32 protein-coding genes (1 of these 32 cut by a window edge) are annotated in these 24,653 nt (G+C 69.3%); 26 read left to right on the top strand and 6 right to left on the bottom strand.

All coding sequences use genetic code 11. From position 1 onward, the window contains the following. The first annotated feature begins 100 nt into the window (after positions 1-100). From PE061_RS04980 to PE061_RS04970, 3 genes are all read left to right on the top strand, one after another. A complete protein-coding gene (locus PE061_RS04980) occupies positions 101-424 on the top strand; it encodes a (2Fe-2S) ferredoxin domain-containing protein (protein WP_271258053.1) in 324 nt (107 codons plus the stop codon). A 72-nt stretch (positions 425-496) separates the two neighbouring features. Further along, the gene (gene ykgO / locus PE061_RS04975; RefSeq protein WP_050599643.1) at positions 497-622 is read left to right on the top strand and encodes a type B 50S ribosomal protein L36; all 126 of its coding nucleotides are present in this window, start codon (positions 497-499) and stop codon (positions 620-622) included. A 36-nt stretch (positions 623-658) separates the two neighbouring features. Further along, a complete protein-coding gene (locus PE061_RS04970; RefSeq protein ID WP_271258052.1) occupies positions 659-1,264 on the top strand; it encodes an HAD family hydrolase in 606 nt (201 codons plus the stop codon). Here PE061_RS04970 and PE061_RS04965 read toward each other — a convergent pair. Both PE061_RS04965 and pyk read right to left on the bottom strand, forming a co-directional pair. Further along, on the bottom strand, positions 1,201-1,380 hold the full coding sequence (locus tag PE061_RS04965) for a hypothetical protein (protein WP_271258051.1): 180 nt from the start codon (positions 1,378-1,380) through the stop codon (positions 1,201-1,203). The two genes, PE061_RS04970 and PE061_RS04965, sit on opposite strands and share 64 nt — an antisense overlap. A 137-nt stretch (positions 1,381-1,517) precedes the next feature. Continuing rightward, on the bottom strand, positions 1,518-2,963 hold the full coding sequence (gene pyk / locus PE061_RS04960) for a pyruvate kinase (protein ID WP_271258050.1): 1,446 nt from the start codon (positions 2,961-2,963) through the stop codon (positions 1,518-1,520). Positions 2,964-3,037: 74 nt separating this feature from the next. Here pyk and PE061_RS04955 point away from each other — a divergent pair, with 74 nt between their 5' ends. The 15 genes from PE061_RS04955 to pal all read left to right on the top strand — a co-directional run bounded on the left by PE061_RS04955 (position 3,038) and on the right by pal (position 12,997). Beyond that, positions 3,038-3,352 carry a DUF1244 domain-containing protein gene (locus tag PE061_RS04955; RefSeq protein ID WP_271258049.1) on the top strand — a complete coding sequence of 105 codons (315 nt, stop codon included), beginning with the start codon at positions 3,038-3,040 and terminating at the stop codon, positions 3,350-3,352. A 72-nt stretch (positions 3,353-3,424) separates the two neighbouring features. Then, complete coding sequence (locus PE061_RS04950; RefSeq protein ID WP_271258048.1) at positions 3,425-3,667, top strand: DUF2312 domain-containing protein; 243 nt, start codon at positions 3,425-3,427, stop codon at positions 3,665-3,667. Positions 3,668-3,993: 326 nt separating this feature from the next. Next, positions 3,994-4,455: a (2Fe-2S)-binding protein gene (locus tag PE061_RS04945; protein WP_271258047.1), complete on the top strand. Its 462-nt coding sequence runs from the start codon at positions 3,994-3,996 to the stop codon at positions 4,453-4,455. Further along, on the top strand, positions 4,452-5,210 hold the full coding sequence (locus tag PE061_RS04940) for an FAD binding domain-containing protein (RefSeq protein WP_271258046.1): 759 nt from the start codon (positions 4,452-4,454) through the stop codon (positions 5,208-5,210). Before PE061_RS04945 ends, PE061_RS04940 begins: the two co-directional genes overlap by 4 nt. After that, a complete protein-coding gene (locus PE061_RS04935; RefSeq protein WP_271258045.1) occupies positions 5,210-5,530 on the top strand; it encodes a heavy metal-binding domain-containing protein in 321 nt (106 codons plus the stop codon). Before PE061_RS04940 ends, PE061_RS04935 begins: the two co-directional genes overlap by 1 nt. Before the next feature lie 69 nt (positions 5,531-5,599). Then, entirely contained in the window at positions 5,600-6,343 is a 744-nt protein-coding gene (locus tag PE061_RS04930; protein ID WP_271258044.1) for a YebC/PmpR family DNA-binding transcriptional regulator, read from the top strand. Further along, positions 6,340-6,837, top strand: coding sequence for a crossover junction endodeoxyribonuclease RuvC (gene ruvC, locus PE061_RS04925; protein WP_271259127.1), 498 nt, complete (start codon positions 6,340-6,342; stop codon positions 6,835-6,837). Before PE061_RS04930 ends, ruvC begins: the two co-directional genes overlap by 4 nt. After that, positions 6,834-7,442, top strand: a complete 609-nt coding sequence (ruvA, locus tag PE061_RS04920) for a Holliday junction branch migration protein RuvA (RefSeq protein ID WP_271258043.1) — start codon at positions 6,834-6,836, stop codon at positions 7,440-7,442. The genes ruvC and ruvA overlap by 4 nt, the downstream gene beginning before the upstream one ends. Positions 7,443-7,451: 9 nt before the next feature. Next, positions 7,452-8,489 carry a Holliday junction branch migration DNA helicase RuvB gene (gene ruvB, locus PE061_RS04915; RefSeq protein ID WP_271258042.1) on the top strand — a complete coding sequence of 346 codons (1,038 nt, stop codon included), beginning with the start codon at positions 7,452-7,454 and terminating at the stop codon, positions 8,487-8,489. A gap of 69 nt (positions 8,490-8,558) precedes the next feature. Continuing rightward, positions 8,559-9,038, top strand: a complete 480-nt coding sequence (locus PE061_RS04910; protein ID WP_271258041.1) for a YbgC/FadM family acyl-CoA thioesterase — start codon at positions 8,559-8,561, stop codon at positions 9,036-9,038. Continuing rightward, complete coding sequence (gene tolQ / locus PE061_RS04905; protein ID WP_271258040.1) at positions 9,028-9,741, top strand: protein TolQ; 714 nt, start codon at positions 9,028-9,030, stop codon at positions 9,739-9,741. The genes PE061_RS04910 and tolQ overlap by 11 nt, the downstream gene beginning before the upstream one ends. Positions 9,742-9,744: 3 nt before the next feature. Further along, positions 9,745-10,191 carry a protein TolR gene (gene tolR / locus PE061_RS04900; RefSeq protein ID WP_271258039.1) on the top strand — a complete coding sequence of 149 codons (447 nt, stop codon included), beginning with the start codon at positions 9,745-9,747 and terminating at the stop codon, positions 10,189-10,191. Beyond that, a complete protein-coding gene (locus PE061_RS04895) occupies positions 10,188-10,991 on the top strand; it encodes a hypothetical protein (protein ID WP_271258038.1) in 804 nt (267 codons plus the stop codon). Before tolR ends, PE061_RS04895 begins: the two co-directional genes overlap by 4 nt. A 4-nt stretch (positions 10,992-10,995) precedes the next feature. After that, entirely contained in the window at positions 10,996-12,327 is a 1,332-nt protein-coding gene (gene tolB / locus PE061_RS04890; RefSeq protein WP_420794365.1) for a Tol-Pal system beta propeller repeat protein TolB, read from the top strand. Between the two features lie 136 nt (positions 12,328-12,463). Continuing rightward, positions 12,464-12,997 carry a peptidoglycan-associated lipoprotein Pal gene (pal, locus tag PE061_RS04885; protein ID WP_271258036.1) on the top strand — a complete coding sequence of 178 codons (534 nt, stop codon included), beginning with the start codon at positions 12,464-12,466 and terminating at the stop codon, positions 12,995-12,997. A gap of 9 nt (positions 12,998-13,006) precedes the next feature. Here the strand turns inward: pal and PE061_RS04880 are convergent, their stop codons facing one another. Beyond that, on the bottom strand, positions 13,007-14,158 hold the full coding sequence (locus PE061_RS04880) for an acyltransferase family protein (protein WP_271258035.1): 1,152 nt from the start codon (positions 14,156-14,158) through the stop codon (positions 13,007-13,009). Positions 14,159-14,331: 173 nt separating this feature from the next. On the opposite strand from PE061_RS04880, the gene ispG reads away from it, so the two are divergent. The 3 genes from ispG to PE061_RS04865 are packed head-to-tail and all read left to right on the top strand — an operon-like array spanning position 14,332 to position 16,207. Further along, positions 14,332-15,468 carry a flavodoxin-dependent (E)-4-hydroxy-3-methylbut-2-enyl-diphosphate synthase gene (gene ispG / locus PE061_RS04875; protein ID WP_271258034.1) on the top strand — a complete coding sequence of 379 codons (1,137 nt, stop codon included), beginning with the start codon at positions 14,332-14,334 and terminating at the stop codon, positions 15,466-15,468. Then, positions 15,465-15,722 (top strand): hypothetical protein, encoded by a 258-nt coding sequence (locus PE061_RS04870; RefSeq protein ID WP_271258033.1) that lies wholly within the window; start codon positions 15,465-15,467, stop codon positions 15,720-15,722. Before ispG ends, PE061_RS04870 begins: the two co-directional genes overlap by 4 nt. Positions 15,723-15,724: 2 nt before the next feature. After that, entirely contained in the window at positions 15,725-16,207 is a 483-nt protein-coding gene (locus PE061_RS04865; RefSeq protein ID WP_271258032.1) for a GNAT family N-acetyltransferase, read from the top strand. Here the strand turns inward: PE061_RS04865 and PE061_RS04860 are convergent. Continuing rightward, on the bottom strand, positions 16,199-18,100 hold the full coding sequence (locus PE061_RS04860; protein ID WP_271258031.1) for a M61 family metallopeptidase: 1,902 nt from the start codon (positions 18,098-18,100) through the stop codon (positions 16,199-16,201). The genes PE061_RS04865 and PE061_RS04860 overlap by 9 nt on opposite strands. Positions 18,101-18,163: 63 nt before the next feature. Then, positions 18,164-18,697: an inorganic diphosphatase gene (ppa, locus tag PE061_RS04855; RefSeq protein ID WP_271258030.1), complete on the bottom strand. Its 534-nt coding sequence runs from the start codon at positions 18,695-18,697 to the stop codon at positions 18,164-18,166. 115 nt (positions 18,698-18,812) lie between these two features. Here ppa and hisS point away from each other — a divergent pair, with 115 nt between their 5' ends. The 5 genes from hisS (at position 18,813) to PE061_RS04830 (ending at position 24,535) form a co-directional block, all read left to right on the top strand. After that, complete coding sequence (hisS, locus tag PE061_RS04850; protein WP_271258029.1) at positions 18,813-20,063, top strand: histidine--tRNA ligase; 1,251 nt, start codon at positions 18,813-18,815, stop codon at positions 20,061-20,063. Beyond that, entirely contained in the window at positions 20,060-21,148 is a 1,089-nt protein-coding gene (gene prfA, locus PE061_RS04845) for a peptide chain release factor 1 (protein WP_271258028.1), read from the top strand. Before hisS ends, prfA begins: the two co-directional genes overlap by 4 nt. Beyond that, positions 21,135-21,962 carry a peptide chain release factor N(5)-glutamine methyltransferase gene (prmC, locus tag PE061_RS04840; RefSeq protein ID WP_271258027.1) on the top strand — a complete coding sequence of 276 codons (828 nt, stop codon included), beginning with the start codon at positions 21,135-21,137 and terminating at the stop codon, positions 21,960-21,962. Before prfA ends, prmC begins: the two co-directional genes overlap by 14 nt. Before the next feature lie 183 nt (positions 21,963-22,145). Continuing rightward, positions 22,146-23,021 (top strand): DUF4167 domain-containing protein, encoded by an 876-nt coding sequence (locus tag PE061_RS04835; RefSeq protein WP_271258026.1) that lies wholly within the window; start codon positions 22,146-22,148, stop codon positions 23,019-23,021. Positions 23,022-23,152: 131 nt separating this feature from the next. Further along, complete coding sequence (locus tag PE061_RS04830; RefSeq protein ID WP_271258025.1) at positions 23,153-24,535, top strand: OprO/OprP family phosphate-selective porin; 1,383 nt, start codon at positions 23,153-23,155, stop codon at positions 24,533-24,535. On the opposite strand, the gene PE061_RS04825 is transcribed toward PE061_RS04830, so the two are convergent. After that, positions 24,532-24,653, bottom strand: the final stretch of a protein-coding gene (locus PE061_RS04825) for a hypothetical protein (protein WP_271258024.1). The gene runs 160 nt beyond the window's last position; the window shows 122 of its 282 coding nt (coding positions 161-282); its start codon lies off the right edge, out of view; the stop codon is at positions 24,532-24,534. The two genes, PE061_RS04830 and PE061_RS04825, sit on opposite strands and share 4 nt — an antisense overlap.

The raw sequence follows: 24,653 nt of genomic DNA, 5'->3' as shown, positions 1-24,653 counted from the left end.
TGCGCCCATGTAATGCACGCGGCGCGGCGGGCAAGCCGGTGTGTCGGTGCCGCGGGCGGCCTCTTGTCCGCCCGGCCGCGGGACCACACATGAGGAGTCGATGAAAACGGTCCCGGCCCGGTGGGAAGCCACCATCCTGATTTGCAGGAAGTGCTCCCGGAAGCTCGGCGGAGGCTTCGGGAAAAACGGCCGCAAGTCCCTTGCGAAAGCGCTTCGGGCAAGGGGGCTCGGCGGCAAGGGCCGCAAGGCCGGCGTCGGCATCGTGGAGGTCGGCTGCCTCGACATCTGCCCGAAGAACGGCGTGGTCGCCATGAACGCCGCGAACCCCGGCGCCTGGCTGGTCGTGCCGAAGGGGGCGGACATCGACGCGGTCGCCGAACGCCTGGGGCTCGACGGCGAGCGGAAAGCAAGCCGGAAGCCTTGACTTCATGCGGTTTGCCGCTTAGGGACGCGCGCTCTTGAACAGCAGCAGAATCAGTTTCGCAGGCGGAAGACCATGAAGATCCGTAACAGCCTCAAGTCCCTGAAGGGACGTCATCGCGATTGCCGCGTCATCCGCCGCCGCGGCCGCACCTATGTGATCAACAAGACGAATCGCCGCTTCAAGGCGCGTCAGGGCTGATCTTCCGCGGCTGAGCTTTCGCAGAGTTCCGAGACAATGATCGACGCCGTCATCTTCGATGTCGGCGGCGTTCTCTATCACTGGCACCCGCGCTATCTCTACGAGAAGCTGATCCCGGACCGGGACCGGCTCGAATGGTTCTGCGCCAGCGTCGTGACGCCGGAATGGCATTTCCAGCACGACGCCGGGCGTCCCGCCGCCGAAACCACCGCCGAGCTCGTCGCGGCCTTCCCGGAGGAGCGCGACCTCATCGAGGCCTATGTGCCGCGCTGGCTGGAAACGCTGCCGGGGCCGGTCGAAGGCATGATCGAGCTGGTGCACATGCTCGCCGACAGGGGCGTGCCGCTCTACGGCATCACCAACTTCTCGCACGAGTTCTGGCCGCGATTCGCCTCAACCGAGCCGGCGTTCGCGCGGTTTCGCGACATCATCGTGTCGGGCGAGGAGCGGATGGTGAAGCCGGACCCGGCCATCTTCGCGCTGGCGAAACGCCGCTTCCCGGTGGACCCGGCGCGCGCGCTGTTCATCGACGACCGCGACGACAATATCGCCGCCGCGGAAGCGGCAGGCTATCGCGGTCACCTGTTCACCGACGCGGCGCGGGCAAGAGCGGCGCTGACGGCGCTCGGGCTCTCGCTCTGAGGCTGGCACGGCGGCGCGGCGACGGCGGGCGCGGCGAACAGCAGCGGCGCCGCGAACAGCGCAAGTCCCGCTGATCCCGAGCCGAGAAGAAGCAGGTCGCCGTACAGTTTACGCATGATCGAATCGTCCCTGAAACCGTCCTGATGCCGGACGATTACGGGATGGCCGTCATGCGAACGTCAAAACGAAGTCGGCGGATGCGAAACGATTCTCTTCGCAAGACTTGAGCGTGCCGCCGCTCGACTTGAACAGCCTATTTGCGGCCTTTCAGTTCATCGCCGGTGAGCCGCGCGATGTGCAGCACGTTCGTCGAGCCCGGCGTGCCGAACGGAACGCCGGCCATGATGATGATGCGGTCGCCGCCGCCCGCGACCCCGGCGCGCAGCGCCATGCGCTTCGCCTTGCTCACCATCTCCTCGAAGTCGCCGACGTCGCGCGTGTGCACGGCGTGGACGCCCCAGAGCAGGCCGAGCTGGCGCGCGGTCGCGAGCTTCGGCGTCAGCACGAGGAGCGGCACGTTGATGCGTTCGCGGCTGGCGCGGCGCGCGGTGGAGCCGGACGTGGTGAAGCAGCACACTGCGCGCGCCGAGATGGTGCCGGCGATCTGGCCGGCGGCGGCGGAGAGCGCGTCGGCGGTCGTCGGCTCGAGCAGCGTTTCGGTGAAATGCACGCGCCGGGCGTGCTCGGGATCGGTTTCGACCGCGCCCGCGATCGCGTCCATCATGCGCACGGCCTCCACCGGCCATGCGCCCGCCGCCGATTCGGCGGAGAGCATGACGGCATCGGCGCCGTCGTACACGGCGTTGGCGACGTCGCTCACCTCGGCGCGCGTCGGCGTCGGCGAGGCGATCATGGATTCGAGCATCTGCGTCGCGACCACGACCGGGCGGCCCGCCTTGCGCGCCGCCTGCACGATGCGCTTCTGCGCCATCGGCACGGCCTCGGGCGGCATCTCGACGCCGAGGTCGCCGCGCGCGACCATCACGGCGTCGGCGATCTCCAGGATCTCGGTCAGGCGGTCGAGCGCCTGCGGCTTCTCGATCTTGGCGAGGAGCTGCGCGCGCCCGCCGATCAGCCGCCGCGCTTCCGCGACGTCCTCGGGCCGCTGCACGAAGCTGAGCGCCACCCAGTCGACGCCCGCGTCGAGCGCGAAATCGAGGTCGCGCCGGTCCTTCTCCGTGAGTGCGGCGAGCGGCACGACGGCGTCGGGGACGTTGAGGCCCTTGTTGGACGACAGCCGACCGCCGACCGCCACCTCGGTCTCGATCGCATCCGGCGTCACGTCGAGGACGCGCAGCGCCACCTTGCCGTCGTCGATGAGCAGCCGCTGGCCGGGCCGGGTGACGCCGAAGATCTCGGGGTGCGGCAGATAGGCGCGGATGGCGCCGCCCGGCGTATCGTCGCGGTCGAGCGTGAAGCGTTGACCGTTCTTGAGCTCCACGGGAGCGTCGAAGCGGCCGATGCGGATCTTGGGACCTTGCAGATCGGCGAGGATCGTCATCGGCCGACCCGTTTCGCGTTCGAGCGCGCGGATATGGCCGACGACCGCGGTGTGGCCCTCGTGCCCGCCGTGGCTCATGTTGAGCCGGAAGGCGTCCGCCCCCGCGAGGTACAGCGCACGGATCTGATCGTAGCTGCTCGATGCCGGCCCGAGCGTTGCGAGGATGCGGACCTTGCGGCGTCGCGGTTCAGTCTTCATGGAAACCCTTCGGCGGTGCGTGCGCAGCGCGTATCCCTAATGCGTTCCGCCCGCCCGCGCAAAGAGACAGGAGCATGGTCATGACGATCGACGACAACGTGCGGACCGAAATGGAGGCGGCGGCGTTCCGGCGGCTCGTCGAGCACCTGCGGCATCGCACCGACGTGCAGAACATCGACCTGATGGGCGTCGGCGGCTTCTGCCGCAACTGCCTCGGCGACTGGCTGCGCGCGGCGGGCGCGGCGCGCGGCGTCACGCTCGGCAAGGAAGAGGCGCGCGCGCTCGTCTACGGCATGGACCCGGAGGAGTGGAAGGCGAAGCACCAGACGCCCGCGACCGACGCGCAGATGCGCCGCATGGACGAGAGCGTCGCGAAGAACGCGCACTGAGCCGCCTTGCGGAAGCGGACGGGGCGACTTACCAACCGCCTCCGATTTCTTCTTCCATGATTCGAGGCAGGCATGACCGACAACGTATCCGTCGAACAACTCCGTCTTTTCATCGAGCGCATCGAGCGGCTCGAGGAGGAGAAGAAGGGCATCGCCGACGACATCAAGGACGTCTACGCGGAGGCGAAGAGCCAAGGCTTCGACCCCAAGACGATGAAGACCATCGTGCGCCTGCGCAAGATGGACAAGAGCGCGCGGCAGGAGATGGAAGCGCTGCTCGATACCTACAAGGCGGCGCTGGGCCTGCAGGATTGACGCTGCGCGTGGCCCGCGCGTCCCGCGATGGGACGCATGATGCGCCGCCTGTCCCGTTCCGGGACGGAATTCCGACGCCGGAAAATTACTCATCTCAATAAAATCAATGCGTTGAGAATCTGGCACACCGTTTGCTGTTCTCCGGACAGCCGCCGGCGCCACGGCCCCGGCAAAGGCGGCGACCCAACCTGGCGGCGGTCAACGACCCCGACTTGCCTCCAGGCGAAAACCCTGAGTTGAGCGGCGATGCCACGGCCCCGGTGTCGCCGCTTTTCTCTTTTCGGGCGGCTTGGCGCGGGAAGCGCGCGCCGATAGTATCCTTGCCCATGCAGATCAGCCTGACCGTCAACGGCTCCCGCTGCGATCTCGACGTGGAGCCGACGATGCTGCTCGTCGAGATTCTCCGCGACCGCCTGCGCCTCACCGGCACGCACATCGGCTGCGACACCAGCCAGTGCGGCGCGTGCAACGTGCTGATGGACGGCAAGGCGGTGAAGAGCTGTACGGTGATCGCCGGGCAGGCGGACGGCAGCGCCGTGACGACGATCGAGGGGCTGGCGAAGGACGGCGCGCTGCACCCGATGCAGGCGGCGTTCCGCGAGGCGCACGGGCTGCAATGCGGCTTCTGCACGCCGGGCATGGTGATCGCCGGCATCGCCATCGCGGAGCGGCACGGGCCGGACGTGGACGAGGAAACCATCCGCCACGACCTCGAAGGCAATCTCTGCCGCTGCACGGGCTACACCAACATCGTGAAGGCGATCCGCGCCGGGGCGGCGGCGCTGTGACCGGCTATCATCGCCCCGCGAGCCTTGCCGAAGCGGCAGCGTTACTCGGCGCCGGCGGCGATGTCGCCTGTCTCGCGGGCGGGCACACGCTCATCCCGGCGATGAAATCGCGGCTGCGCGCGCCCGATGCGCTCGTCGACCTTGCCCGCGTTCCCGGCCTCTCCGGCATGACGCGCGCGGACGGCCGCGTCTGGATCGGCGCGATGACGCGCCACGCCGAGGTCGCGGCGGACGCGCCGATCGCGGCGCTCGCCCGGCTCGCGGGCGGCATCGGCGACCCGCAGGTGCGGAACCGGGGCACGCTCGGCGGCAGCGTCGCCAACAACGACCCGGCGGCGGATTATCCGGCGGCGGTGCTCGCGCTGGACGCGGTGATCGAGACCGATCGCGGGTCCCACGCTGCGGACGATTTCTTCCTCGGCATGTTCGCGACCGCGCTCGACGAGGGCGAGATCATCACCCGCATCGGTTTCCGCGAGCCGATGGAGGCGGCCTACGCGAAGTTCGCGCACCCGGCCTCGCGCTACGCGCTCGTCGGCGTGTTCGCGGCGCGCTTCCCGGAGGGCGCGCGCATCGCCGTCACCGGGGCCGGACCGGGCGTGTTCCGCTGGCGCGAGGCCGAGGCTGCGATCAATGCGGGGCGCGCGATCCCGGCGCTTTCCCCGGACGGTCTCAATTCCGATATCCACGCCGGCGCCGAATACCGCGCGCATCTCGCCGTCGTCATGCTGCGCCGCGCGCTGGGAGAGATGTGATGATCCTCACGACCACCCCCACAATCGAAGGCCGCCCGGCGACGAAGTACCACGGCGTCGTCACCGGCGAGGCGATCCTCGGCGCCAACATCTTCCGCGACCTGTTCGCGGGTATCCGCGACATCGTCGGCGGGCGTGCGGGCTCCTACGAGAGCGTGCTGCGCGATGCGCGCCAGCAGGCGCTCGCCGAGCTTGCGGAAGAGGCGCGAAAGCTGGGTGCCAACGCCGTCGTCGGCATCGACCTCGACTACGAGGTGCTGGGGCAGGGCGGCTCGATGCTGATGGTCTCGGCCTCGGGAACGGCCGTCACCGTGTCCTGAACATTGCCAGCAGCGGGCGCGCTCGCGTAAAGACCGGCCACACTCTCGAAACCGGCACGAACGAGGCACATGGCAGGCCATTCCAAATTCAAGAACATCATGCACCGCAAGGGCGCGCAGGACAAAAAGCGTTCGGCGATGTTTTCGAAGCTCTCCCGCGAGATCACCGTCGCGGCCAAGATGGGCACGCCCGACCCGGACATGAACCCGCGCCTGCGCGCGGCCGTGCTCGCGGCGAAGGCGCAGTCCATGCCCAAGGACAACATCCAGCGCGCCATCGACAAGGCGAGCGGCGGCGACGTCGAGAACTACGAGGAGATCCGCTACGAGGGCTTCGGCCCCGGCGGCGTGTCGCTGATCGTCGAGGCGCTGACCGACAACCGCAACCGCACCGCGACGAACGTCCGCACCATCTTCTCGAAAAACGGCGGCAACCTCGGCGCGTCCGGCTCGGTGAGCCACGGCTTCGACCGCATGGGCCTCATCGAATACGCCGCGAAGGCGGGCAGCGCCGATGCGGTGTTCGAGGCGGCGCTGGAAGCGGGCGCGGAGGACGTGCAGTCCGACGCGGACGGCCACGAGGTCTGGACCGCGCAGGACGCGCTGCACGAGGTCGCGAAGGCGCTCGAAGCCGTGCTCGGCGAGCCCGAGGCCGCGAAGCTCGCATGGCGTCCGCAGACGATGGTGTCCGTTGCCGAAGGCGATGCCGGATCGCTCCTCAAGCTGATCGACGCGCTCGACGACGACGACGACGTGCAGACCGTGTCGGGCAACTACGAGGTCTCCGACGAGGTGATGGAGAAACTGGCCTGATCATCCTCGGCGTCGATCCGGGGCTGAACGCCACCGGCTGGGGCGTGATCCGGGCCGAGGGCAACCGCATCTCGCACATCGCGCACGGCACGCTCCGCATTCCCGCGGACGCGCCGCTCGCCGCACGGCTCTCGGCGCTCTACACGGGGGTCGCGGGCGTGGTGGCGGAAAGCGGCGCGGAGACGGCGGCGGCCGAAGAGGTGTTCGTGAACAAGAACCCGCAATCGACGCTGAAGCTGGGGCAGGCGCGCGGCGCGGTATTGGCGGCGCTCGCGGGCTCGGGGCTGGAGGTTGCCGAATACGCGACGCGGCTCGTCAAGAAGGCGCTGGTCGGCACGGGCGGGGCGGAAAAGGACCAGGTGCGCGCGATGGTCGAACGGCTGATGCCGGGCGTGAAGATCAGGAGCGCCGACGCAGCCGACGCGCTTGCCGTCGCCGTCTGCCATGCGCATCATCTGGCGAGCGCAAAGGCGCTCGGGGGGTACGCACGATGATCGCCAAGCTGAAGGGCCTGCTCGATTCGGTGAGCGCGGATCATGCCGTCATCGACGTGAACGGCGTCGGCTATCTCGTCTCGGCCTCGGCGAAGACGCTCGCTAACCTCGGCGGTGCCGGCACGCCGGTGACGCTGCATATCGAGACGTACGTGCGTGAGGACGCGATCCAGTTGTTCGGTTTCCTCGCCGAGCGCGAGCGCGACTGGTTCCGGCTCCTCCAGACCGTGCAGGGTGTCGGCGCGAAGGTGGCGCTCGCGATCCTGTCGGTGCTCTCCACGGACGAGCTGCACGCGGCGATCGCCAACCGCGACAGGACGATGGTCGGCCGCGCGAGCGGCGTCGGACCCAAGCTCGCCGAGCGCATCGTCAACGAACTGAAGGACAAGGCGGGCGGCATCGCCGGGGCGACGATCCCGGTCGGCGGCTTCGCGCCGTCCCCGCCTGCGGGCGGCATCGCGGCGGACGCGCTCTCGGCGCTCGCCAATCTCGGCTACAAGCCCGCGGAGGCGAACCGCGTCGTCACTGCCGCTATCGCGGAGGCGGGCGAGGGCGCCGATGTCGGGGCCGTGGTGCGGCTGGCGCTCAAGAAGGCGGCGCGGTAGGGTCCGCCGATGGCCACGCAACCCGATGATCAGCGCTTCGTGACCGGTGAACGCCGGGCGGAAGATGTCGATGCCGCGCTCAGGCCGAAGCGGCTGGAGGAGTTCGTCGGGCAGGCAGCGGCGCGGGAGAATCTGCGCGTGTTCATTTCCGCCGCGAAGCAGCGCGGCGAGGCGATGGACCATGTGTTGTTCTTCGGGCCGCCGGGCCTCGGCAAGACGACGCTGGCGCAGATCATCGCGCGCGAGCTGGGGGTGGGGTTCCGGTCAACGTCGGGGCCGGTGATCGCCAAGGCGGGCGATCTCGCGGCGCTGCTCACCAACCTCGAACCCAATGACGTGCTGTTCATCGACGAGATTCACCGGATGAATCCGGCGGTGGAGGAGATCCTCTACCCGGCGATGGAGGACCGCGCGCTCGACATCATGATCGGCGAGGGGCCGTCGGCGCGCTCGGTGCGGATCGACCTGCCGCCGTTCACGCTCGTCGGCGCGACGACGCGCTCGGGGCTCATCACGACGCCGCTTCGCGACCGTTTCGGCATTCCGGTGCGGCTCAACTTCTATACGGTTTCCGAACTTGAACAGGTGGTGACGCGCGCGGCCGGGCTGCTCGGCATGGCGCTTTCGCCCGAAGGCGCGCGCGAGATCGCCGGGCGGGCACGCGGCACGCCGCGCATCGCCGGGCGGCTGCTGCGGCGCGTGCGCGACTTCGCGCATGTGGCGGGTGCGGACATCGTGGATCGTCAGGCAGCGGATACCGCGCTGCTCAGGCTGGAGGTCGACGCGCTCGGGCTCGATGCGATGGACAGACGCTATCTCGGCATGATCGCCGACATCTACCGGGGCGGCCCGGTGGGCATCGAGACGCTGGCGGCGGGGCTTTCGGAGCCGCGCGACACGCTGGAGGAGGTCGTCGAGCCCTACCTCATCCAGCTCGGCCTCGTCGCGCGCACGGCGCGCGGGCGGATGCTGAACGGGCGGGCGTGGACGCACCTCGGGCTGACACCGCCCGCGGGCGCGGGCGACGTGCTTCCGTTCGAGGACTGAGGCGCCCCGTGAATCGGCGAATTTTCGGGCTTCCCCGGCGAGTCGTGCCCGGTTAGACACCGGACGGAAATGACGGGTGAAACGACAAGCGGCCCTCCCTCAGGCGCCTTTGTGGACGGTGTTCACCGCTTCCCCGTGCGCGTCTATTTCGAGGACACCGACCTGTCCGGCGTCGTCTATCACGCCAACTACCTGCGCTTCATGGAGCGCGCGCGGTCGGACATGCTGCGCGTCGCGGGCATCGACCAGCGCGCGTACTTCGAGGCGGGCGAAGGGGCATATGCCGTGACGGACCTTCGCATCCGCTACGTGCGCCCGGCGCGGCTCGACGACGTGCTGCACGTGGAGAGCCGCGTGAAAAGCATCGGCGCGGCGTCGTGCCGGATCGCGCAAGTCATCGTGCGTTCAGGGGAACTCGTCACGGATGCGCTTGTTACAGCTGCGCTCGTCGGGCGAGACGGCAGGCCGAAGCGCCAGCCGCCCGAATGGCGCAGGATTTTCGAGGAACTGGCCGTAAAGGCGGAGAACGGGGAGCCGGATGGAAACTGAGGTCGCAAGCGTCGCACTGGCGGGGGCCGCGGACATGTCGCTGTGGGCGCTGTTCATGCAGGCCGACATCGTCGTCAAGGCGGTGATGATCGGGCTGCTCTTCGCCTCGATCTGGTCGTGGGCGATCATCATCGAGCGCGCGCGGCGGCTGAAGGTGATCGGCAAGCAGACCGAGGCGTTCGAGAACCGCTTCTGGAAGGCGAACAGCTTCGAAGACATACGCGAGGCGCCGGGCAAGTCCGAGCATCCGGCGACCAAGGTGTTCGCCGCGGCGATGAGCGAGTGGCGGCGCTCGACGGCGGGCGGCAAGTACGACCGCGTCGGCCTCCGCACGCGCCTTACCGGCGTGATGGGCGTCGCCATCGCGCGCGAGATCGACACGCTTTCGGACCGGCTCAACATCCTCGCAACCATCGGATCGGTCTCGCCGTTCGTCGGCCTGTTCGGCACGGTGTGGGGCATCATGCGCAGCTTCACCTCGATCGCGGCGACGCAGAACACGACGCTCGCGGTGGTGGCGCCGGGCATCGCCGAGGCGCTGTTCGCGACGGCGATGGGCCTGTTCGCGGCGATCCCGGCGGTGATCGGCTACAACCGGCTGCTCTACGGCATCGGCCGCATCGAGGGGCGGCTGCACAACTTCGCCGAGGAGTTCCAGGGCGAGCTGTCGCGCGAGCTCGAAACCATGGCGCCGAAGGCCTGACGCATGGCGATGGGGCTCTCTCCCGGCGGACGCAGGGGCGGCAAGGCGCCGCCGATGAGCGAGATCAACGTGACGCCGCTCGTCGACGTCATGCTCGTGCTGCTCATCATCTTCATGATCACGGCGCCGTTGCTCGTCTCCGGCGTGCCGATCGACCTTCCCGACAGCAAGGCGGGGGCGCTGAAGCAGGACAACACGCCGATCCAGCTTTCGCTGAATGCGGAGGGTGAGATTTACATCGACGAACAGCGCGTGCCCGCCGAGGAACTCGCCGCGAAGCTCGCCGCCATCAGCGAGGCGCGCGCGGGCGAGGCGGAGGGGCCGCGCGTCTACGTGCGCGCCGACCGCCGGCTCGACTTCGGCAATGTCATGCGCGTGATGGGCGAGGTGAACGCCGCAGGCTTCAGGAAGGTCGCGCTGGTGAGCGAGGCCGGCGCCGAGGACCGGTGACGGAGAGCCGCGCGATCCTGATCGCGGGCACGGCGCACCTCGCGCTGTTCGCGGCGTTGTCGCTGAGCTGGAGCCTGATGTCGAAGGACATCCCGCCGATCGTGGAGCCGATCCCGGTCGAGTTCGTCGACATCTCGGACGTGCCGACGGTGCAGGAGAAGCCCAAGCCCTCGATCGAGGCCGCGCCGCGCGAGACAGTGGAGGAGACGCAGCCGGAGGTCGTGGAGCCGAAGCCCGAGCTGAAGCCGGAACCGACGCCGCCGCCGCAGGAAACGCTCCCCAAGGAGGCGCCGCCGCCCCCGAAGCCCAAGGAAGAGCCGAAGAAGCCCGACCCCAAGCCCGCGGAAAAGCCGAAGCCGAAACGCGACCTTTCGAACCTGATCGACAAATCGCTGAAGGACGCGCCGAGGAAGACGAAGCCGACCGACTTCGCGAAGTCGATCGAGCAGGCGATCCCGGAAGGCGCGAAGCTCGACGCGCGCACGATGGCGACGCTGGCGCAGGCGATCCGCGAGCGCATCTACCGCTGCTGGGACCCCAATGCGGGCGGCCCCGACGCGCGCAGCATCAAGACGCTGCTGCGCGTGCGTGTGCAGCGCGACGGCACCATCATCGGGCGGCCCGAGGTGCTGTCGCAGAGCGGCGTCGGCGCCGGCAACGCCGCCTATGGCCGCGTGGCGCGCGACGCCGCTATCCGCGCCGTGATGAACCCGGCCTGCTCTCTGGCCGGACTGCCCCCGGAACTCTATGACGGGTGGAAGGATTTCGAACTCAACTTCGACCCAAGCGAGACGCTTTAAGGATATGCCTGTGAAAAGCCTCATTTCCGCACTGTCGGCGCTGCTGATCGCGATCGCCGCGACGCCCGCCGCCGCCCAGCTTCGTGTCGACATCAACGCGGGCATCTCGAAGCCGATGCCGATCGCCGTGCCGGCGTTCACGACGCCCGCACTCGCGAGCACCGTGGCGGGCGACACCGCCGCGCTCGGGCGGCAGGTGGCCGAGGTCGTCTCGAACGACCTTGCAAGCTCGGGCCTCTTCAGGCCGATCAACCCGTCCGCCTTCACCACGACCGTGTCGTACCCGGACGTGCTGGCGCCGCGCTTCGCGAACTGGCGCACGGTGGCGGCGCAGGCGCTCGTCACCGGCTTCGTGCAGGTGAACGGCGACGGCTCGATCACGGTCGGCTGCTATCTTTACGATGTATTCTCGGAGGAGATCCTTGCGCGCGAGGGCTTCTCGACGCAGCCTGCGTTCTGGCGCCGCGCCGCGCACAAGTGCGCGGACGCCGTCTATTCGCGGCTGACCGGCGAAAGCGGATACTTCGACAGCCGCATCGTCTACGTGTCGGAAACCGGCAGCCAGACGAAGCGAATCAAGCGCCTCGCCATCATGGACCAGGACGGCGCCAACCACCGCTTCCTGACGAACGGCCAGAACCTCGTGCTGACGCCGCGCTTCTCGCCGGGACAGCAGACGATCGCCTACATGTCGTTCGCGCAGGACAGGCCGCGCGTGTACATCTACAACATCGGCACCGGGCGGCAGACGCTGGTCGGCAACCTGCCGAACATGAGCTTCGCGCCGCGCTTCTCGCCGGACGGGCAGAGCCTCATCTTCTCGATGGCGCAGGGCGGCAACACCGACATCTACCGGATCGGCGTGAACGGCGGCACGCCGCAGCGGCTGACGAGCGCCCCGGGCATCGACACGGCGCCGAGCTATTCGCCGGACGGCAGCAAGATTGTGTTCGAATCGGACCGCGGCGGCTCGCAGCAGCTCTACGTGATGAACGCCGACGGTTCGGACCAGCGCCGGATCAGCTTCGGCAGCGGCCGCTACGCGACGCCGGTGTGGTCGCCGCGTGGCGATCTCATCGCCTTCACGCGCGTGGGCGGCGGCGGCTTCCGCATCGGCGTCATGCGCCCCGACGGCTCGGGCGAACGCCTGCTCACCGACAGCTGGGGCGACGAGGGGCCGACATGGTCGCCGAACGGCCGCGTCGTGATGTTTTTCCGCAGCCAGCGGGGCGGCCGCGCCGACCTCTGGTCGGTGGACCTGACCGGTGTCAACGAGCGCCGGATTCCGACGCCGCTCGACGGATCGGACCCGGCATGGTCACCCTTGCTGCCCTAAATTTCCGGACGTTCAGCTAAGATTAAGGCTTGCCCTCAGACTTCGGATAGGAAAGCGTAATGATTCTTGAGTGTTCGCGTGGCAATGTCCTTGGCGCGCATCCGGATTGCTTTCGTTTGAGACAGGGAGACGATTGATGATGAACACTGCTTTGAAGGCCGCGATGGTCGCGGCGCTGGTTGCCACCGCCGCTTGCTCGAAGAAGAAGGAAGAGCTGCCGCCGCCGCCGCCGCCGGCCGCTCCGGTTGAGACCCCGTATGCTCCGCCGTCCGCGCCCGTCACCAGCACGGTCGTGCCCGGCAGCGTCGAGGACTTCATCCAGCAGGCGGGCAGCGACCGCGTGTTCTTCGAATTCGATTCGTATCAGCTCGACAGCGCGTCGCAGTCGACGCTCAGCCGCCAGGCCGCGTGGCTCGCCCAGTATTCGAACGTCAAGGTGACGATCGAAGGCCACGCCGACGAGCGCGGCACGCGCGAATACAACCTCGCGCTCGGCGAGCGCCGCGCCAACTCGGTGAAGAACTATCTCGCCGGGCAGGGCGTCAGCGCCGATCGCATCAGCGTGATCAGCTACGGCAAGGAACGCCCGGCCGTCGAAGGTTCGGACGAGAGCGCCTGGGCGCAGAACCGCCGCGCCGTCACCGTGCTGGTCGGCGCCGCCGCGAGCTAAGACCCGCATTCATTGCGCAGTTGGAGAGGGCCGTCCTTCGGGGCGGCCCTTTTCCTTTGCGCCGAGGCCGATCAGCGGTCGGAGCCGCGGGATGCCGCGGCCCGCGGCGTAGAAGAGCCAGCTCCCCGCCGCGGTCGTGGCGACGAGGACCGCGAAGGCCGCGAGGTTGGGAAGGCCGAACGGCAGCAACCACCAGCCGACGACGATGATGATCGTCTGGTGCGCGATGTAGAGCGGGAACACGGCCTCGGTCAGCGTGCCGCGCACCGGCGCGTCCCGGTTCAGCCAGCGGTCGGCGACGCCGATCAGCGCGACGATCGCCGCCCAGCCCTGCACGGCGCGCGCGCCGCGGAACAGCGCCGTCAGCGTATCGCCGGGCGGCGTGCTCCCCGGATGGAGATATGCGATGGCGGCGACCACCGCGTAGCCCGCCACCGCGAGCACCGCCGCGTGACGCCACCAGCGGCGGATCGCCGCCCAGAGCGCAGGCGATCCGCGCAGCAGCACGCCGAACAGGAAGCACGGGAAATACACGGCGTGCGCCGCCCAGTCGTCGACGAGGGCATGGGTCTCGTCCGCGCCCGGGAACAGAACGAGCGCCTTCAGCGTCAGCAGCAGGATGGGCACGGCGAGAATCGCAGGCCCTGAGAGCGCGCTTTCGCAAACTCGCGTGATCCGCGCGCGGGGCCCGGCCGGGAGCAGCAGGAGCAGCGCGAGTGCCATGCTGTAGGCCCAGAGATAGACGACGAACCACAGGTGCTGCCACGTCGGCAGGATGATGCCTTCGAGCGCGCCGAAGCGGAAATAGTCATGCAGCCAGAAATGCCCGAAGCTGCCCGTGTAGCCGTGCTTGACCGTCAGCTCGATCCACGGCTGCGGCGGGTTGACGACGAGAATCGCGAAGGCGAGCGGCACCAGCAGGCGCGCCGAGCGCGAGCGCGCGAAGCCGGCGGGGCTCGGCTGCCGGGCGAACAGCGCGGCGCTCGCGTAACCCGAGACGACGAAGAGCAGCGCGAGCCGCCAGCTGTTCGTCGCCAGCATCAGGATCGCGGCGTGCGGATCGGGGTGGGCGGCCTTCACGTGCCAGTCCCACGGCACGAAATACATGCCGACGTGATAGAGGATCAGGAGGCCGAACGCGCCTATGCGCAGCCAGTCCATCCCGTAGTGGCGCCCTTCCGGCGGCCCTGGCGATTGCGCTGCCCCCATGCGCGGAGGCTAGACGATCCGCCGCATCGCGCCAGCCCCCGATACCGGCAGGCCCGGAACCGACAGGCCTTGGGTTCGTCATGAAGCTCGCGTATATCCGCCCCCGAAAGGTGAGATTTTTCGAAATGTCCGTTCGTCCCTGGCGCGACATCGCGCGGCGCAAATCGCGGCAGATCATGGTGGGCAGTGTCGCCGTGGGCGGCGATGCGCCGATCACCGTGCAGACGATGACCAACACGCCGACCTCGGACGCGAAGGCGACGATCGACCAGATCCGCCGCTGCGAGGAGGCGGGGGCGGACATCATCCGCGTGTCGTGCCCCGATGTCGAATCGACGGCGGCGTTCCGGCAGATCGCGAAGGCGGCGCGGGTGCCGCTCGTCGCCGACATCCACTTCCACTACAAGCGCGCGCTCGAAGCGGCCGACGCGGGCGCGGCGTGCCTGCGCATCAACCCCGGCAACATCGGCTCGTCGGAGCGTGTCGCCGAGGTGGTGCGCGCGGCGAAGGCGAACGGCTGCGCGATCCGCATCGGCGTCAACGCGGGCAGCCTCGAGAAGGACCTGCTCGAGAAGTACGGCGAGCCGTGCCCGGAGGCGCTCGTCGAAAGCGCGCTCGATCATATCCGCCTGCTCGAGGAGCATGATTTCCGCGACTACAAGGTGGCGGTGAAGGCCTCGGACGTGTTCCTCGCCGTCGCCGCCTACCAGCAGCTCGCCGAGGCGGTGGACTGCCCGCTGCATCTCGGCATCACCGAGGCGGGCGGGCTCATCGGCGGCACGGTGAAGTCGGCGATCGGCATCGGCTCGCTGCTCTGGTTCGGTATCGGCGACACCATCCGCGTGTCGCTGTCGGCAGAGCCCGAGGAGGAGGTGCGCGTCGGCTTCGAGATCCTGAAGGCGCTCGGTCTGCGTACCCGCGGTGTCCGCGTCGTGTCCTGCCCCAGCTGCGCGCGCCAGGGCTTCGACGTCATCCGTACCGTGCAGGCGCTGGAAGATGCGCTCCAGCACATCAAGACCCCGATGTCGCTCTCGGTATTGGGCTGCGTCGTCAACGGTCCCGGCGAGGCGCGCGAGACCGACATCGGCATCACTGGCGGCGGCAACGGCAAGCATATGGTCTTCCTGTCGGGTGTCACCGACCACACGATCGAGAACGCCGACATGATCGCGCATATCGTGGGGCTCGTCGAAGCCAAGGCCGCCGAGATCGAGGCAGGCAGCGCGGTGAGTATGGACACGCTGCACGGCAAGGCTGCATGAAGACCGAAGCCGGCATCGTCCAGATCGAACCGCCGGTCGCGCGCAAGGCCGTCGCGACCGGCGCGTCGGCGACGGGCGCCGCGACCCTTGGCTCGGGCACCGTCGCTGCGTTCGCGGTCGGCGCCTTCGCGCTCGGGGCCTTCGCTGTCGGCGCACTCGCGATCGGCCGCCTCAGCATCGGCAAGGCGCGCATCCGCAAATTGCGGATCGACGAGCTGGAGGTCGGGACGATCGTCAGGATCGGCGAGGTTTGAGCGTGACCCTCTCGATCCGTCCCGCCACGCCCGCCGACCTGCCGCTGATCGCGCAGTTCATCCGCGGCCTCGCCGAGTATGAGAAGCTCGCCCACGAAGTCCGCTTCGACGAGGCGAAGCTCGGCGAGACACTGTTCGGGCCGCGCCCCTACGCCGAGGTGCTGATCGCCGAGGACGACGGCGCGCCCGTGGGCTTCGCGCTGTTCTTCCACAATTTCTCGACCTTCGAGGGGCGGCCGGGCATCTACCTCGAAGACCTGTTCGTCGTGCCCGAAGCGCGCGGCAAAGGCGTCGGCAAGGCGCTGCTGTCGCGGCTCGCGGCGCTTGCCATCGAGCGGGACTGCGCGCGCCTCGAATGGTGGGTGCTCGACTGGAACACGCCCGCGATCGACTTCTACCGTGCGCTCGGCGCGCGGTCGATGAACGAATGGATCGTCAACTGCGTCGACGGCGACGCCTTGAGAGCGCTCGCCGCCTCAGCGTAGGGGGTCGAGCACGCGGTCGAGCGGCGCGGGGCTACTGCCGACGCGTTCGAGGTGCGGATAGCGCAGGCCGCCGGTGTAGGCGAGGCGGATGGTGCGGTAGCGCGGGCCTTCCTTCAGCAGCAGCTCGATCGGGCTCTTGCCGTCCTTCGCGGCGGTGATCGTCGATCTGAAATCGGCCTCGTTGAACTCGCGGCCGTTCACGGCGACGATCCGGGTCGCGGTCGTCACGCCCTCGCGGAACAACGGGCCGTCCCAGACGACGTTGGAGATGACGCCGGAGGCGCTGACGGTGATGCCGACCGAATGGCTGAGATCGGCGGTGCGGCTGCGCGCGTCGTTCGAGACCTGATAGGGGTTCGGCGTTTCCCTGAAGACGAGCCGGTAGCCGCTCTTCTCGATGCCGCCGAGCGGCGGCTTCGCGATCTCGTCGACGCGCGTCTTGAGGAACGTCGCCCAGTCGTGGGGCACGACCGCGCTCAGCGCGGCGGCGACGTCCTCGAACGTGTAGGTGACGACGCCCCAGTCGCCGTCGCGCACGCCGAAGAAGCCGCGCGCGAAATCGTCGAGCGATTTGCGGCCGCCGGTTTTCTCGCGGATCAGCATGTCGGCTTCGAGCCAGATGAGCGCGCCCTCGTTGTAATAGTCCTCCGAGCGCTGCCACGAGCGGAAGGCCAGCGGGTGGCGGGCGTTGGTGACGGGATCGTTGGTCGTGTCGAGGAGCGGCTTCCACGCGCGGCCGGGCTGGAGCTGGTAGTTCGCGGCATAGGCGGCGATCTCGCCGAGCACGACGTCCTTCGGCATCAGGCCGGAGCGCGCGGCGAGCACGAAATCCCAGTAACTGGTCTGGCCCTCGTAGACCCAGAGCAGGCTGTTCTGCATCGGCGTGCGGTAGTCCGGCGTCCAGAGATCGGCACCGCGGCGGAACTTGCCGTTCCAGCTATGGACGAACTCGTGGGGAAGCAGGCTGCGCATCGACGCGGTGTTCGCCCAGTCCGTGAAATAGGTGCGGGGGAGCGCGTTCTCCGAGCTGCGGTGATGTTCGAGGCCGATGCCGCCGAGCTCGGTGGAGAGCGCGAACAGGAACTCGTAGCGGTCGTAGTGGCGCGACCCGAACAGCTTCACGGTCTGGTCGACCATGCGGCGGTGCGCCTCGATCTGGTCGGCGGTGGCGGCGAGGTCGCCGGGGCGGTCGGCGAAGACGTTGAGGCGGACGCTGTGGCCGAGGTCCCACGCCTTGTAGTTGCGGCCCGCGAACATCGGGCTGTCGACGAGCGTCTCGAAATCGGTCTCGCCGTAGCGGAGCGTGTCGCCGCTGCGCGTCACGCCGTCGAGCGCGGCGACGCCCTGCCAGCTGGCGGGGAGCGTGACGGAGGGGCGCACGCGGATCTGGCGCGTGTAGTGGCCCGCCGGATAGAGCGCGACCGTTTCCCACTGGAGATTCAGCATCTCGGGCGTCACGCTGACGCGGCCCTGACTGGTTTCGGTGGGGGACAAGTAGTCGAAGTTGACGTCGAGAGCGCGTGCGTCCCGGGGGACGTCCACGGTGAAGGCGTAAACATCGCGCGGATCGCGCTTCCACGCGACCGGCTTGCCGTCCGCGCGGATCGCGAGCCCGGCGAGCGACGCGATCGGCCCGCGCGGCGCGTGCTTGCCGGGGAGCCATTCCGGGTAGCGCAGCGTCAGCGGCCCCGGCGCGGCGACGGGGATGACCTGACGGACCCGGAGGATGCGCTGCGCGACATTGGTGGCGTCGACGTCGAGCGTCATGACGCCGGGGTAGCGGACATCCTGCGCCGGTCGATCGGCATGGACAGAAGCGGGTGCGGCCGGGCGGCTGTTTTCAGCGGTGGCGGGCGCCGCCAGAAGAATCAGGAACGAACAGAGCGCACGCAAAACGACCTCCCCGGAAAAGCATTTGCCGGGAGGAATGACGGAATTGTGCCGGCCGGTAAAGGCTCAGCCCCTGGCCTTGGCGCGCTCGATGCCGTCCAGAATGATCCGCTTCGCCGTGTCGGCGTTGCCCCAGCCGCTGAGCTTCGCCCACTTGCCGGGCTCGAGGTCCTTGTAGTGCTCGAAGAAGTGCTCGATCTGCTTCAGCACGATCGGCGGCAGGTCGCTGTGGTCGGCGACGTTGCCGTAGTAGGGGAAGGTCGAATCGACGGGCACGGTGAGCAGCTTCTCGTCGCCGCCCTTGTCGTCCTCCATCAGCAGCACGCCGACCGGACGCACGCGGATGACGGCGCCCGAGATGATCGGCGAGCGCGTGACGACGAGCGCGTCGAGCGGGTCGCCGTCCTCGCCGAGCGTGTGGGGGATGAAGCCGTAGTTCGCCGGATAGCGCATCGGCGTGTGCAGGATGCGGTCCACGAAGATCGCGCCGGAGGTCTTGTCGAACTCGTACTTCACCGGCTCGCCGCCGATCGGCACCTCGATGATGACGTTGAGCTCGTGGGGCGGGTTCGGTCCGACGGGAATCTTCGATATGTCCATGACGCGCGGCGTTTAGCGGGTCTTCGCGGCGAAGGGAACCGCCGAATGTTGCGCCGCAGCAGAAATCGCATGAACGGTTTCCACGGCACCCGAACCCGTCTAAAGCGCGGCGCGTATGAGCAGCAAGATTCAGGCCGTGCGCGGCACGCAGGACATGGTGGGCGAGGACGCCGCGCGGTTCGATCAGGTGATCGAGACGTTCACGCGCGTGCGGAAACTCTACGGCTTCCGCCCGGTGCACGTGCCGGTGTTCGAGTTCACCGGCGTGTTCGCGCGCTCGCTCGGCGAGACGACCGACGTGGTTTCGAAGGAAATGTACACGTTCGAGGACCGCGGCGGCGAATCGCTGACGCTGCGGCCCGAGTTCACGGCGGGAATCGCGCGCGCCTACATCTCGAACGGCTGGCAGCAGCACGCGCCGATGAAGCTCGCGGCGTGGGGCCCGGCGTTCCGCTACGAGCGGCCGCAGAAGGGCCGCTTCCGCCAGTTCCACCAGCTCGACGCGGAAATCCTCGGCTCCGGCGAGCCGGCGGCGGACGTGGAGATCATCGCCCTCGCGCAGCACGTGCTCGACGCGCTCGGCCTTCAGGGCAAGACGGTGCTCAACCTCAACACGCTCGGCGACCCGGAGACGCGGGCGGCGTGGCAGGCGGCGCTGATCGCGCACTTCTCGGCGCACCGCGACGCGCTTTCGGCCGAGAGCCGCGAGCGGCTGGAGAAGAACCCGCTTCGCATCCTCGACAGCAAGGACGCCGCCGACAAGGCGCTCGTCGCCGACGCGCCGCGGATCGACGCCTATATGTCGGCGGAGGCGGGCGCGTGGTTCGATGCCGTCCGCAAGGGGCTGGACGCGGCGGGTGTCGCCTATCAGCGCAACGAGGCGCTGGTGCGCGGGCTCGACTATTACCGCCACACGACGTTCGAGTTCATCACCGAGCACCTCGGCGCGCAGGGCACGGTGCTCGGCGGCGGGCGCTACGACGGGCTGATGGAAGCGCTCGGCGGGCCGCATACGCCGTGCGTCGGCTGGGCGGCCGGGATCGAGCGGCTGGCGATGCTGCTGGACGCGCCCGCGGCCGAGACGATCGACGCGGCGGTCGTGCCGATGGGCGCGGCGGCCGAGGCGAAGGCGTTCGAGGTGCTGCAGGCGTTGCGGCGCGCGGGCCTCGCCGCCGAGCAGACGTGGCGCGGCAACATGAAGAAGCGGATGCAGAAGGCGGACGCGGCAGGCGCGCGCTACGCCGTCATCATCGGCGACGACGAGCTGGCGGCGGGCGAGGCGACGGTGAAGCGGCTCGCGACCGGCGAGCAGTGGCGCGTGGCGCTGGACGCGCTTGCCGAAACACTCCTTGGGGCGCTGCGATGAGCGGCGTGCCGACCGCGCGCATCCGGCAGATCGAGGCGCGCTATGCCGAGCTGACCGGGCAGATGTCGGCGGGCGACCTCTCCGCCGACAAGTTCGTCGCGCTTTCCAAGGAATATGCGGAGCTGAAGCCGGTCGCCGAGGCGGCGGGCGCGGTGCGCGCGATGCGCGACGAGGTGGAGACCCTCTCCGCGATGGTGAACGGCGGCGAGAGCGACCGCGAGATGGTGGCGCTCGCCGAGGAGGAACTGCTCGCGCTCAAGGAGCGGCTGCCCGACGCCGAGAAGGCGCTCGCCGTGCTGCTGCTGCCGAAGGACATGGCGGACGAGCGCTCGGCGATCCTCGAAATCCGCGCCGGCACGGGCGGCGAGGAGGCGGCGCTGTTCGCGGCCGATCTCTACCGCATGTACCAGCGCTATGCCGAAACGCAGGGCTGGCGCGTCGAGACGATGGAAATGTCCTCGGCCGACGCGGGCGGCATCAAGGAGGTGATCGCGAACGTCACCGGGCAGGGCGTGTTCGCGAAGCTGAAGTTCGAAAGCGGCGTGCACCGCGTGCAGCGCGTGCCCGCCACGGAAGCCTCCGGCCGCATCCATACCTCCGCCGCGACGGTGGCGGTGCTGCCGGAAGCCGAGGACGTCGACATCCAGATCGACGAGAAGGACCTCAGGATCGACGTGTTCCGCTCGTCCGGCCCCGGCGGCCAGTCGGTGAACACCACGGACAGCGCCGTGCGCATCACGCACCTGCCGACCGGCCTCGTCGTCAGCCAGCAGGACGAGAAGAGCCAGCACAAGAACAAGGCGAAGGCGCTGAAGGTGCTGCGCGCGCGGCTGTTCGAGCTGGAGCGCGAGAAGCTGGCGAACGAGCGCGCGGGCGCGCGCAAGTCGATGGTCGGCTCGGGCGACCGCTCAGAGCGCATCCGCACGTACAACTTCCCGCAGGGGCGCGTGACGGACCACCGCATCAACCTGACGCTGCACCGCCTGCCCGAGATCATGGAGGGCGTAGGCCTCGGCGAACTCGTCGCGGCGCTGATCGCCGAGGACCAGGCGGCGCGGCTCGCGAACCTGAATGAAGGCGCTTGATCTCGTCAGGGACGCGGCGGCGCGGATCGGCGGGGAGACGGCCCGGCTCGACGCGGAGCTGATCGTCGCGCACGCGATCGGGACCAGCCGCGAGGCGCTGCTGCTCGGCAATCCCGGGATTGCGGACACGGCCGCCGCCGAATCGCTGATCGCGCGCCGCGCCGGGGGCGAGCCGGTCGCCTATATTCTCGGGCGGCAGGAATTCTGGTCGCTCGACCTCGAGGTCGGGCCGGGCGTGCTCATCCCGCGCGCCGACACCGAAACGCTGATCGCGGCGGCGCTGAGGCGTTTTCCCAAGACGGCAGCGCTGCGCATCCTCGACCTCGGCACCGGCTCGGGCGCGCTCGCGCTGGCGGCGCTCAGCGAATGGCCCGGCGCGGAGGCCGTGGCGACGGACATGTCCGACACGGCGCTCGCGGTGGCCGCGCGGAACGCCCGGCGGCTCGGCCTCGCGGCGCGCTGCCGGTTCGTGAAAACCGATTGGGCCGCGGGAATCGCGGGGCGTTTCTCTTTAATCCTCTCCAATCCGCCCTATATCGGGGAGACGGAGACGACCGGCCCGGGCGTCAGCGAGCATGAGCCGCACGCGGCGCTGTTCGCGGGCGCGGACGGGCTCGACGCCTACCGGCGCCTTGTCCCGGCGCTTGCCGGGCTGCTGATGCCGGACGGAGTCGCGATCCTCGAAATCGGCTGGACACAGGCGGATGCCGTGCTGGCGATGGGCAGGGACGCGGGGCTGGAAGGCGTGGTGGAACGCGACCTCGGCGGCCGCGACAGGGCCGTTGTGCTGACGCAGGCGCCCACGGATTTTTGACTTGGAATGCGGGATTAATCCCGCTAGAGCGAAACGGCGCAGGCGAGGACGATGATCCCTTCGCCGGGCACTTACGATAGGCAGAATCGTTTGGCGGTCGCTTCCGGACCCACACGCGACAAGCGCGTGTCCTGAACAACGACAGTCGGCATCGGCCGGCAGTATCGGGGAAAAGAGTATTTCATGAGGAATGGGCAACAGTCCGGTCGGCGTCGTGGGCGCGGCAATCCGCGTCCGCAAGGTGGTGGTCGCGAGATGGGTAATCGCAGCATGGAGCCGCGCCAGCGGGGCAACGCGCTGCAACTGCTCGAAAAATACACGAACCTCGCGCGCGAGGCGCATCAGCAGGGCGAGCGCGTCCAGGCCGAATATTACATGCAGTACGCAGACCACTACCACCGCGTCGTCGCCGAGATGCGCGCGCGGCAGGAGGAGCGTCAGTCGCAGTACCAGCAGCACAACGACCGCCCCGAACGGCGCGGCCGCGAGTCCGACGAGCGCGATGTCCGCGACGAGGACGACGAGGGCGAGGACGAGGGCGACGAGGACGACGGCGAGGTGGAAACCCGCGCGCCCGTTCAGGACAATCGCCGCGAGCGTCCGCGGTTCGAACCGCGCCAGCGGCAGGATCGCCCGGAACGCGACCGGCCGGAGCGTGACCGTTCCGAACGTGAGCGCCCTGAACGTGAGCGCCCCGAACGCGAACGTCAGGAACGGCCGGAACGTCAGGACCGCGAGCGTCAGGACCGGTACGAACAGCCGCGTGCCGCGCCGCAGCCGAGGCCGGCCGACGACGAGCGCGAGGATGAAGGCGCGCTCCGCACGCTGGCGCGCAGCGCCCGCCGTGCCGAGCCTGCCGATGCGCCCGCAGCCGAGGAGGCGCCGGCGGCCCCCAAGCGGCGCGGCCGTCCCCCCGCGCAGGCGCGGCAGGCGGCTCCCGCCGTCGAGGCTCCGGCCGAGGCTCCTGTTGCGGCCCCCGTTGCGGCTGACGACGAGAAGCCCCGCCGTCCGCGCGGGCGCCCGCGCAAGGTGCAGCCCGTCGAGACGGTCGACGCCTGAGGCCGACGCGGCGGACGGACTCTTCGGTCCGCATCTTCGGTTCGCTGGCAAGGTTCATGTTTCCGACGCGGGAACTTCATGGTAGCGCCCCCGCGCGTACCGCACGAGCGGTCGCGTTGAAGGGGACGGTCATGACCACGCGCCATGCGGCATTGGTGTTCACGGGGGCGTTCACGGGCCTGTTTGCGGGCCTGCCGACAGCGGCGGCGGCGCAGACGGAACCGGTGACGCTCGAACAGGCGGTTGCCAAGCTCGCGGCGCTTCAGGCGCAGCTCGAGGCGGTGCAGGCGGAAGTCGCGGCGCTGCGCGCGCAGGCGGCGGCGAAGGACGCAGCGCCCGCGCAGCAGCAGGCGGCGGCAACGCCCGCGCCTCCCGCGCCCGCCGCCGATCCGGTCAAGGTGAGCTGGAAGGGCGCGCCCGAGGTGTCCTCCGGGGGCTGGAGCTTCAAGCCGCGCGGGCGGTTGCAGCTCGACGCGGCGCGCGTCTCGCGCCCGGCGGGCATCGCGGACGACGGCCTCGGCTTCTCGAACGAGCCGAGGCGCGCCTATCTCGGCGTGCAGGGCACGATGCCCGGCGGCTTCGGCTACCGCGTCGATGTCGATTTCGTACCCGCGTCGCCCGAATTCCAGGAAGCCTATATTGACTACACCCGCGGCCGGACGACGCTCACCGTCGGACAGCACAACGGCTTCCAGGGGCTGGAGGAACTGACGAGCGACGTCAACACGAGCTTCCTCGAGCGCGCGGCGTTCACCGACGCGTTCGGGTTCGAGCGGCGGCTCGGCATCTCGGCGCAGTATCGCGGCAAGGCGGTGCTGCTGCAGGGCGGCGTGTTCACCGACAACATCGCCGACCTGTCGGACGACGCCAATGACAGCTACGGCGTCGACGGGCGAATCGTGTTCTCGCCGAAGACGGGCGGCGCGCAGCTCCACGCCGGCGCGTCCGCGCACTATCGCGACGCCGGGAGCACGGGCGGCGGCACGCGCTATCGCCAGCGCCCGCAGGTGCACACCACCGACGTGCGCTTCCTCGCGACGCCCGCGCTGCCGGTGACGGCGGAGACGAGCTACGGCCTCGAACTGGCGGCGATCGCGGGGCCGTTCCACGCCGCGGCCGAGGCGCACTGGCTGAACGTGTCCGTCGCGGGCGCCCCGAACCCGACCTTCTTCGGCGGCTATATCGAGGGCGGCTGGATGCTGACCGGCGAATCGCGCGGCTACAAGGACGGCGCCTTCGATCGCATCAAGGTCGGGAGGCCGGTGCCGGACGGCGGCATCGGCGCCTTCGCGCTCAGCCTGCGCTACGACTATCTCGACCTCGGCGACGCCGGGATCGTCGGCGGGCGCCAGCAGGGCTATCTCGCCGCGCTGATCTGGAAGCCCACCGACTATGTGCTGTTCGCGCTGAACGGCGGGCGGCTGGTCTTCGACGATGCCGCGATCGCGGGGACGGGCGGGGACCGCGACTACAGCGCGACGATCGTGGGCGTGCGCAGCCAGATCGACTTCTAGCCCGGCGGCGGATCGCGCCAGACTTCCGGCTCGTGCGCCGCGTTCTCGTCGGCGACGCGCCGGTCGTGGCCCGATTCGGCGCTGAAGAACACGAGGCCCATCAGCCCGGCGGCGAGCA

This window comes from Sphingosinicella microcystinivorans (assembly GCF_027941835.1).
GTDB lineage: Bacteria > Pseudomonadota > Alphaproteobacteria > Sphingomonadales > Sphingomonadaceae > Sphingosinicella.
Note: the sequence above shows the minus strand (reverse complement) of the source record. Positions and strands in the feature narration are given on the sequence as shown.

Coding starts and splice junctions, on each gene's coding strand:
- PE061_RS04980 (WP_271258053.1), top strand. CDS start 101: ATGAAAACGGTCCCGGCCCGGTGGGAAGCCACCATCCTGATTTGCAGG.
- ykgO (WP_050599643.1), top strand. CDS start 497: ATGAAGATCCGTAACAGCCTCAAGTCCCTGAAGGGACGTCATCGCGAT.
- PE061_RS04970 (WP_271258052.1), top strand. CDS start 659: ATGATCGACGCCGTCATCTTCGATGTCGGCGGCGTTCTCTATCACTGG.
- PE061_RS04965 (WP_271258051.1), bottom strand. CDS start 1,380: ATGCGTAAACTGTACGGCGACCTGCTTCTTCTCGGCTCGGGATCAGCG.
- pyk (WP_271258050.1), bottom strand. CDS start 2,963: ATGAAGACTGAACCGCGACGCCGCAAGGTCCGCATCCTCGCAACGCTC.
- PE061_RS04955 (WP_271258049.1), top strand. CDS start 3,038: ATGGTCATGACGATCGACGACAACGTGCGGACCGAAATGGAGGCGGCG.
- PE061_RS04950 (WP_271258048.1), top strand. CDS start 3,425: ATGACCGACAACGTATCCGTCGAACAACTCCGTCTTTTCATCGAGCGC.
- PE061_RS04945 (WP_271258047.1), top strand. CDS start 3,994: ATGCAGATCAGCCTGACCGTCAACGGCTCCCGCTGCGATCTCGACGTG.
- PE061_RS04935 (WP_271258045.1), top strand. CDS start 5,210: ATGATCCTCACGACCACCCCCACAATCGAAGGCCGCCCGGCGACGAAG.
- PE061_RS04930 (WP_271258044.1), top strand. CDS start 5,600: ATGGCAGGCCATTCCAAATTCAAGAACATCATGCACCGCAAGGGCGCG.
- ruvA (WP_271258043.1), top strand. CDS start 6,834: ATGATCGCCAAGCTGAAGGGCCTGCTCGATTCGGTGAGCGCGGATCAT.
- ruvB (WP_271258042.1), top strand. CDS start 7,452: ATGGCCACGCAACCCGATGATCAGCGCTTCGTGACCGGTGAACGCCGG.
- PE061_RS04910 (WP_271258041.1), top strand. CDS start 8,559: ATGACGGGTGAAACGACAAGCGGCCCTCCCTCAGGCGCCTTTGTGGAC.
- tolQ (WP_271258040.1), top strand. CDS start 9,028: ATGGAAACTGAGGTCGCAAGCGTCGCACTGGCGGGGGCCGCGGACATG.
- tolR (WP_271258039.1), top strand. CDS start 9,745: ATGGCGATGGGGCTCTCTCCCGGCGGACGCAGGGGCGGCAAGGCGCCG.
- tolB (WP_420794365.1), top strand. CDS start 10,996: ATGCCTGTGAAAAGCCTCATTTCCGCACTGTCGGCGCTGCTGATCGCG.
- pal (WP_271258036.1), top strand. CDS start 12,464: ATGATGAACACTGCTTTGAAGGCCGCGATGGTCGCGGCGCTGGTTGCC.
- PE061_RS04880 (WP_271258035.1), bottom strand. CDS start 14,158: ATGGACTGGCTGCGCATAGGCGCGTTCGGCCTCCTGATCCTCTATCAC.
- ispG (WP_271258034.1), top strand. CDS start 14,332: ATGTCCGTTCGTCCCTGGCGCGACATCGCGCGGCGCAAATCGCGGCAG.
- PE061_RS04870 (WP_271258033.1), top strand. CDS start 15,465: ATGAAGACCGAAGCCGGCATCGTCCAGATCGAACCGCCGGTCGCGCGC.
- ppa (WP_271258030.1), bottom strand. CDS start 18,697: ATGGACATATCGAAGATTCCCGTCGGACCGAACCCGCCCCACGAGCTC.
- hisS (WP_271258029.1), top strand. CDS start 18,813: ATGAGCAGCAAGATTCAGGCCGTGCGCGGCACGCAGGACATGGTGGGC.
- prfA (WP_271258028.1), top strand. CDS start 20,060: ATGAGCGGCGTGCCGACCGCGCGCATCCGGCAGATCGAGGCGCGCTAT.
- prmC (WP_271258027.1), top strand. CDS start 21,135: ATGAAGGCGCTTGATCTCGTCAGGGACGCGGCGGCGCGGATCGGCGGG.
- PE061_RS04835 (WP_271258026.1), top strand. CDS start 22,146: ATGAGGAATGGGCAACAGTCCGGTCGGCGTCGTGGGCGCGGCAATCCG.
- PE061_RS04830 (WP_271258025.1), top strand. CDS start 23,153: ATGACCACGCGCCATGCGGCATTGGTGTTCACGGGGGCGTTCACGGGC.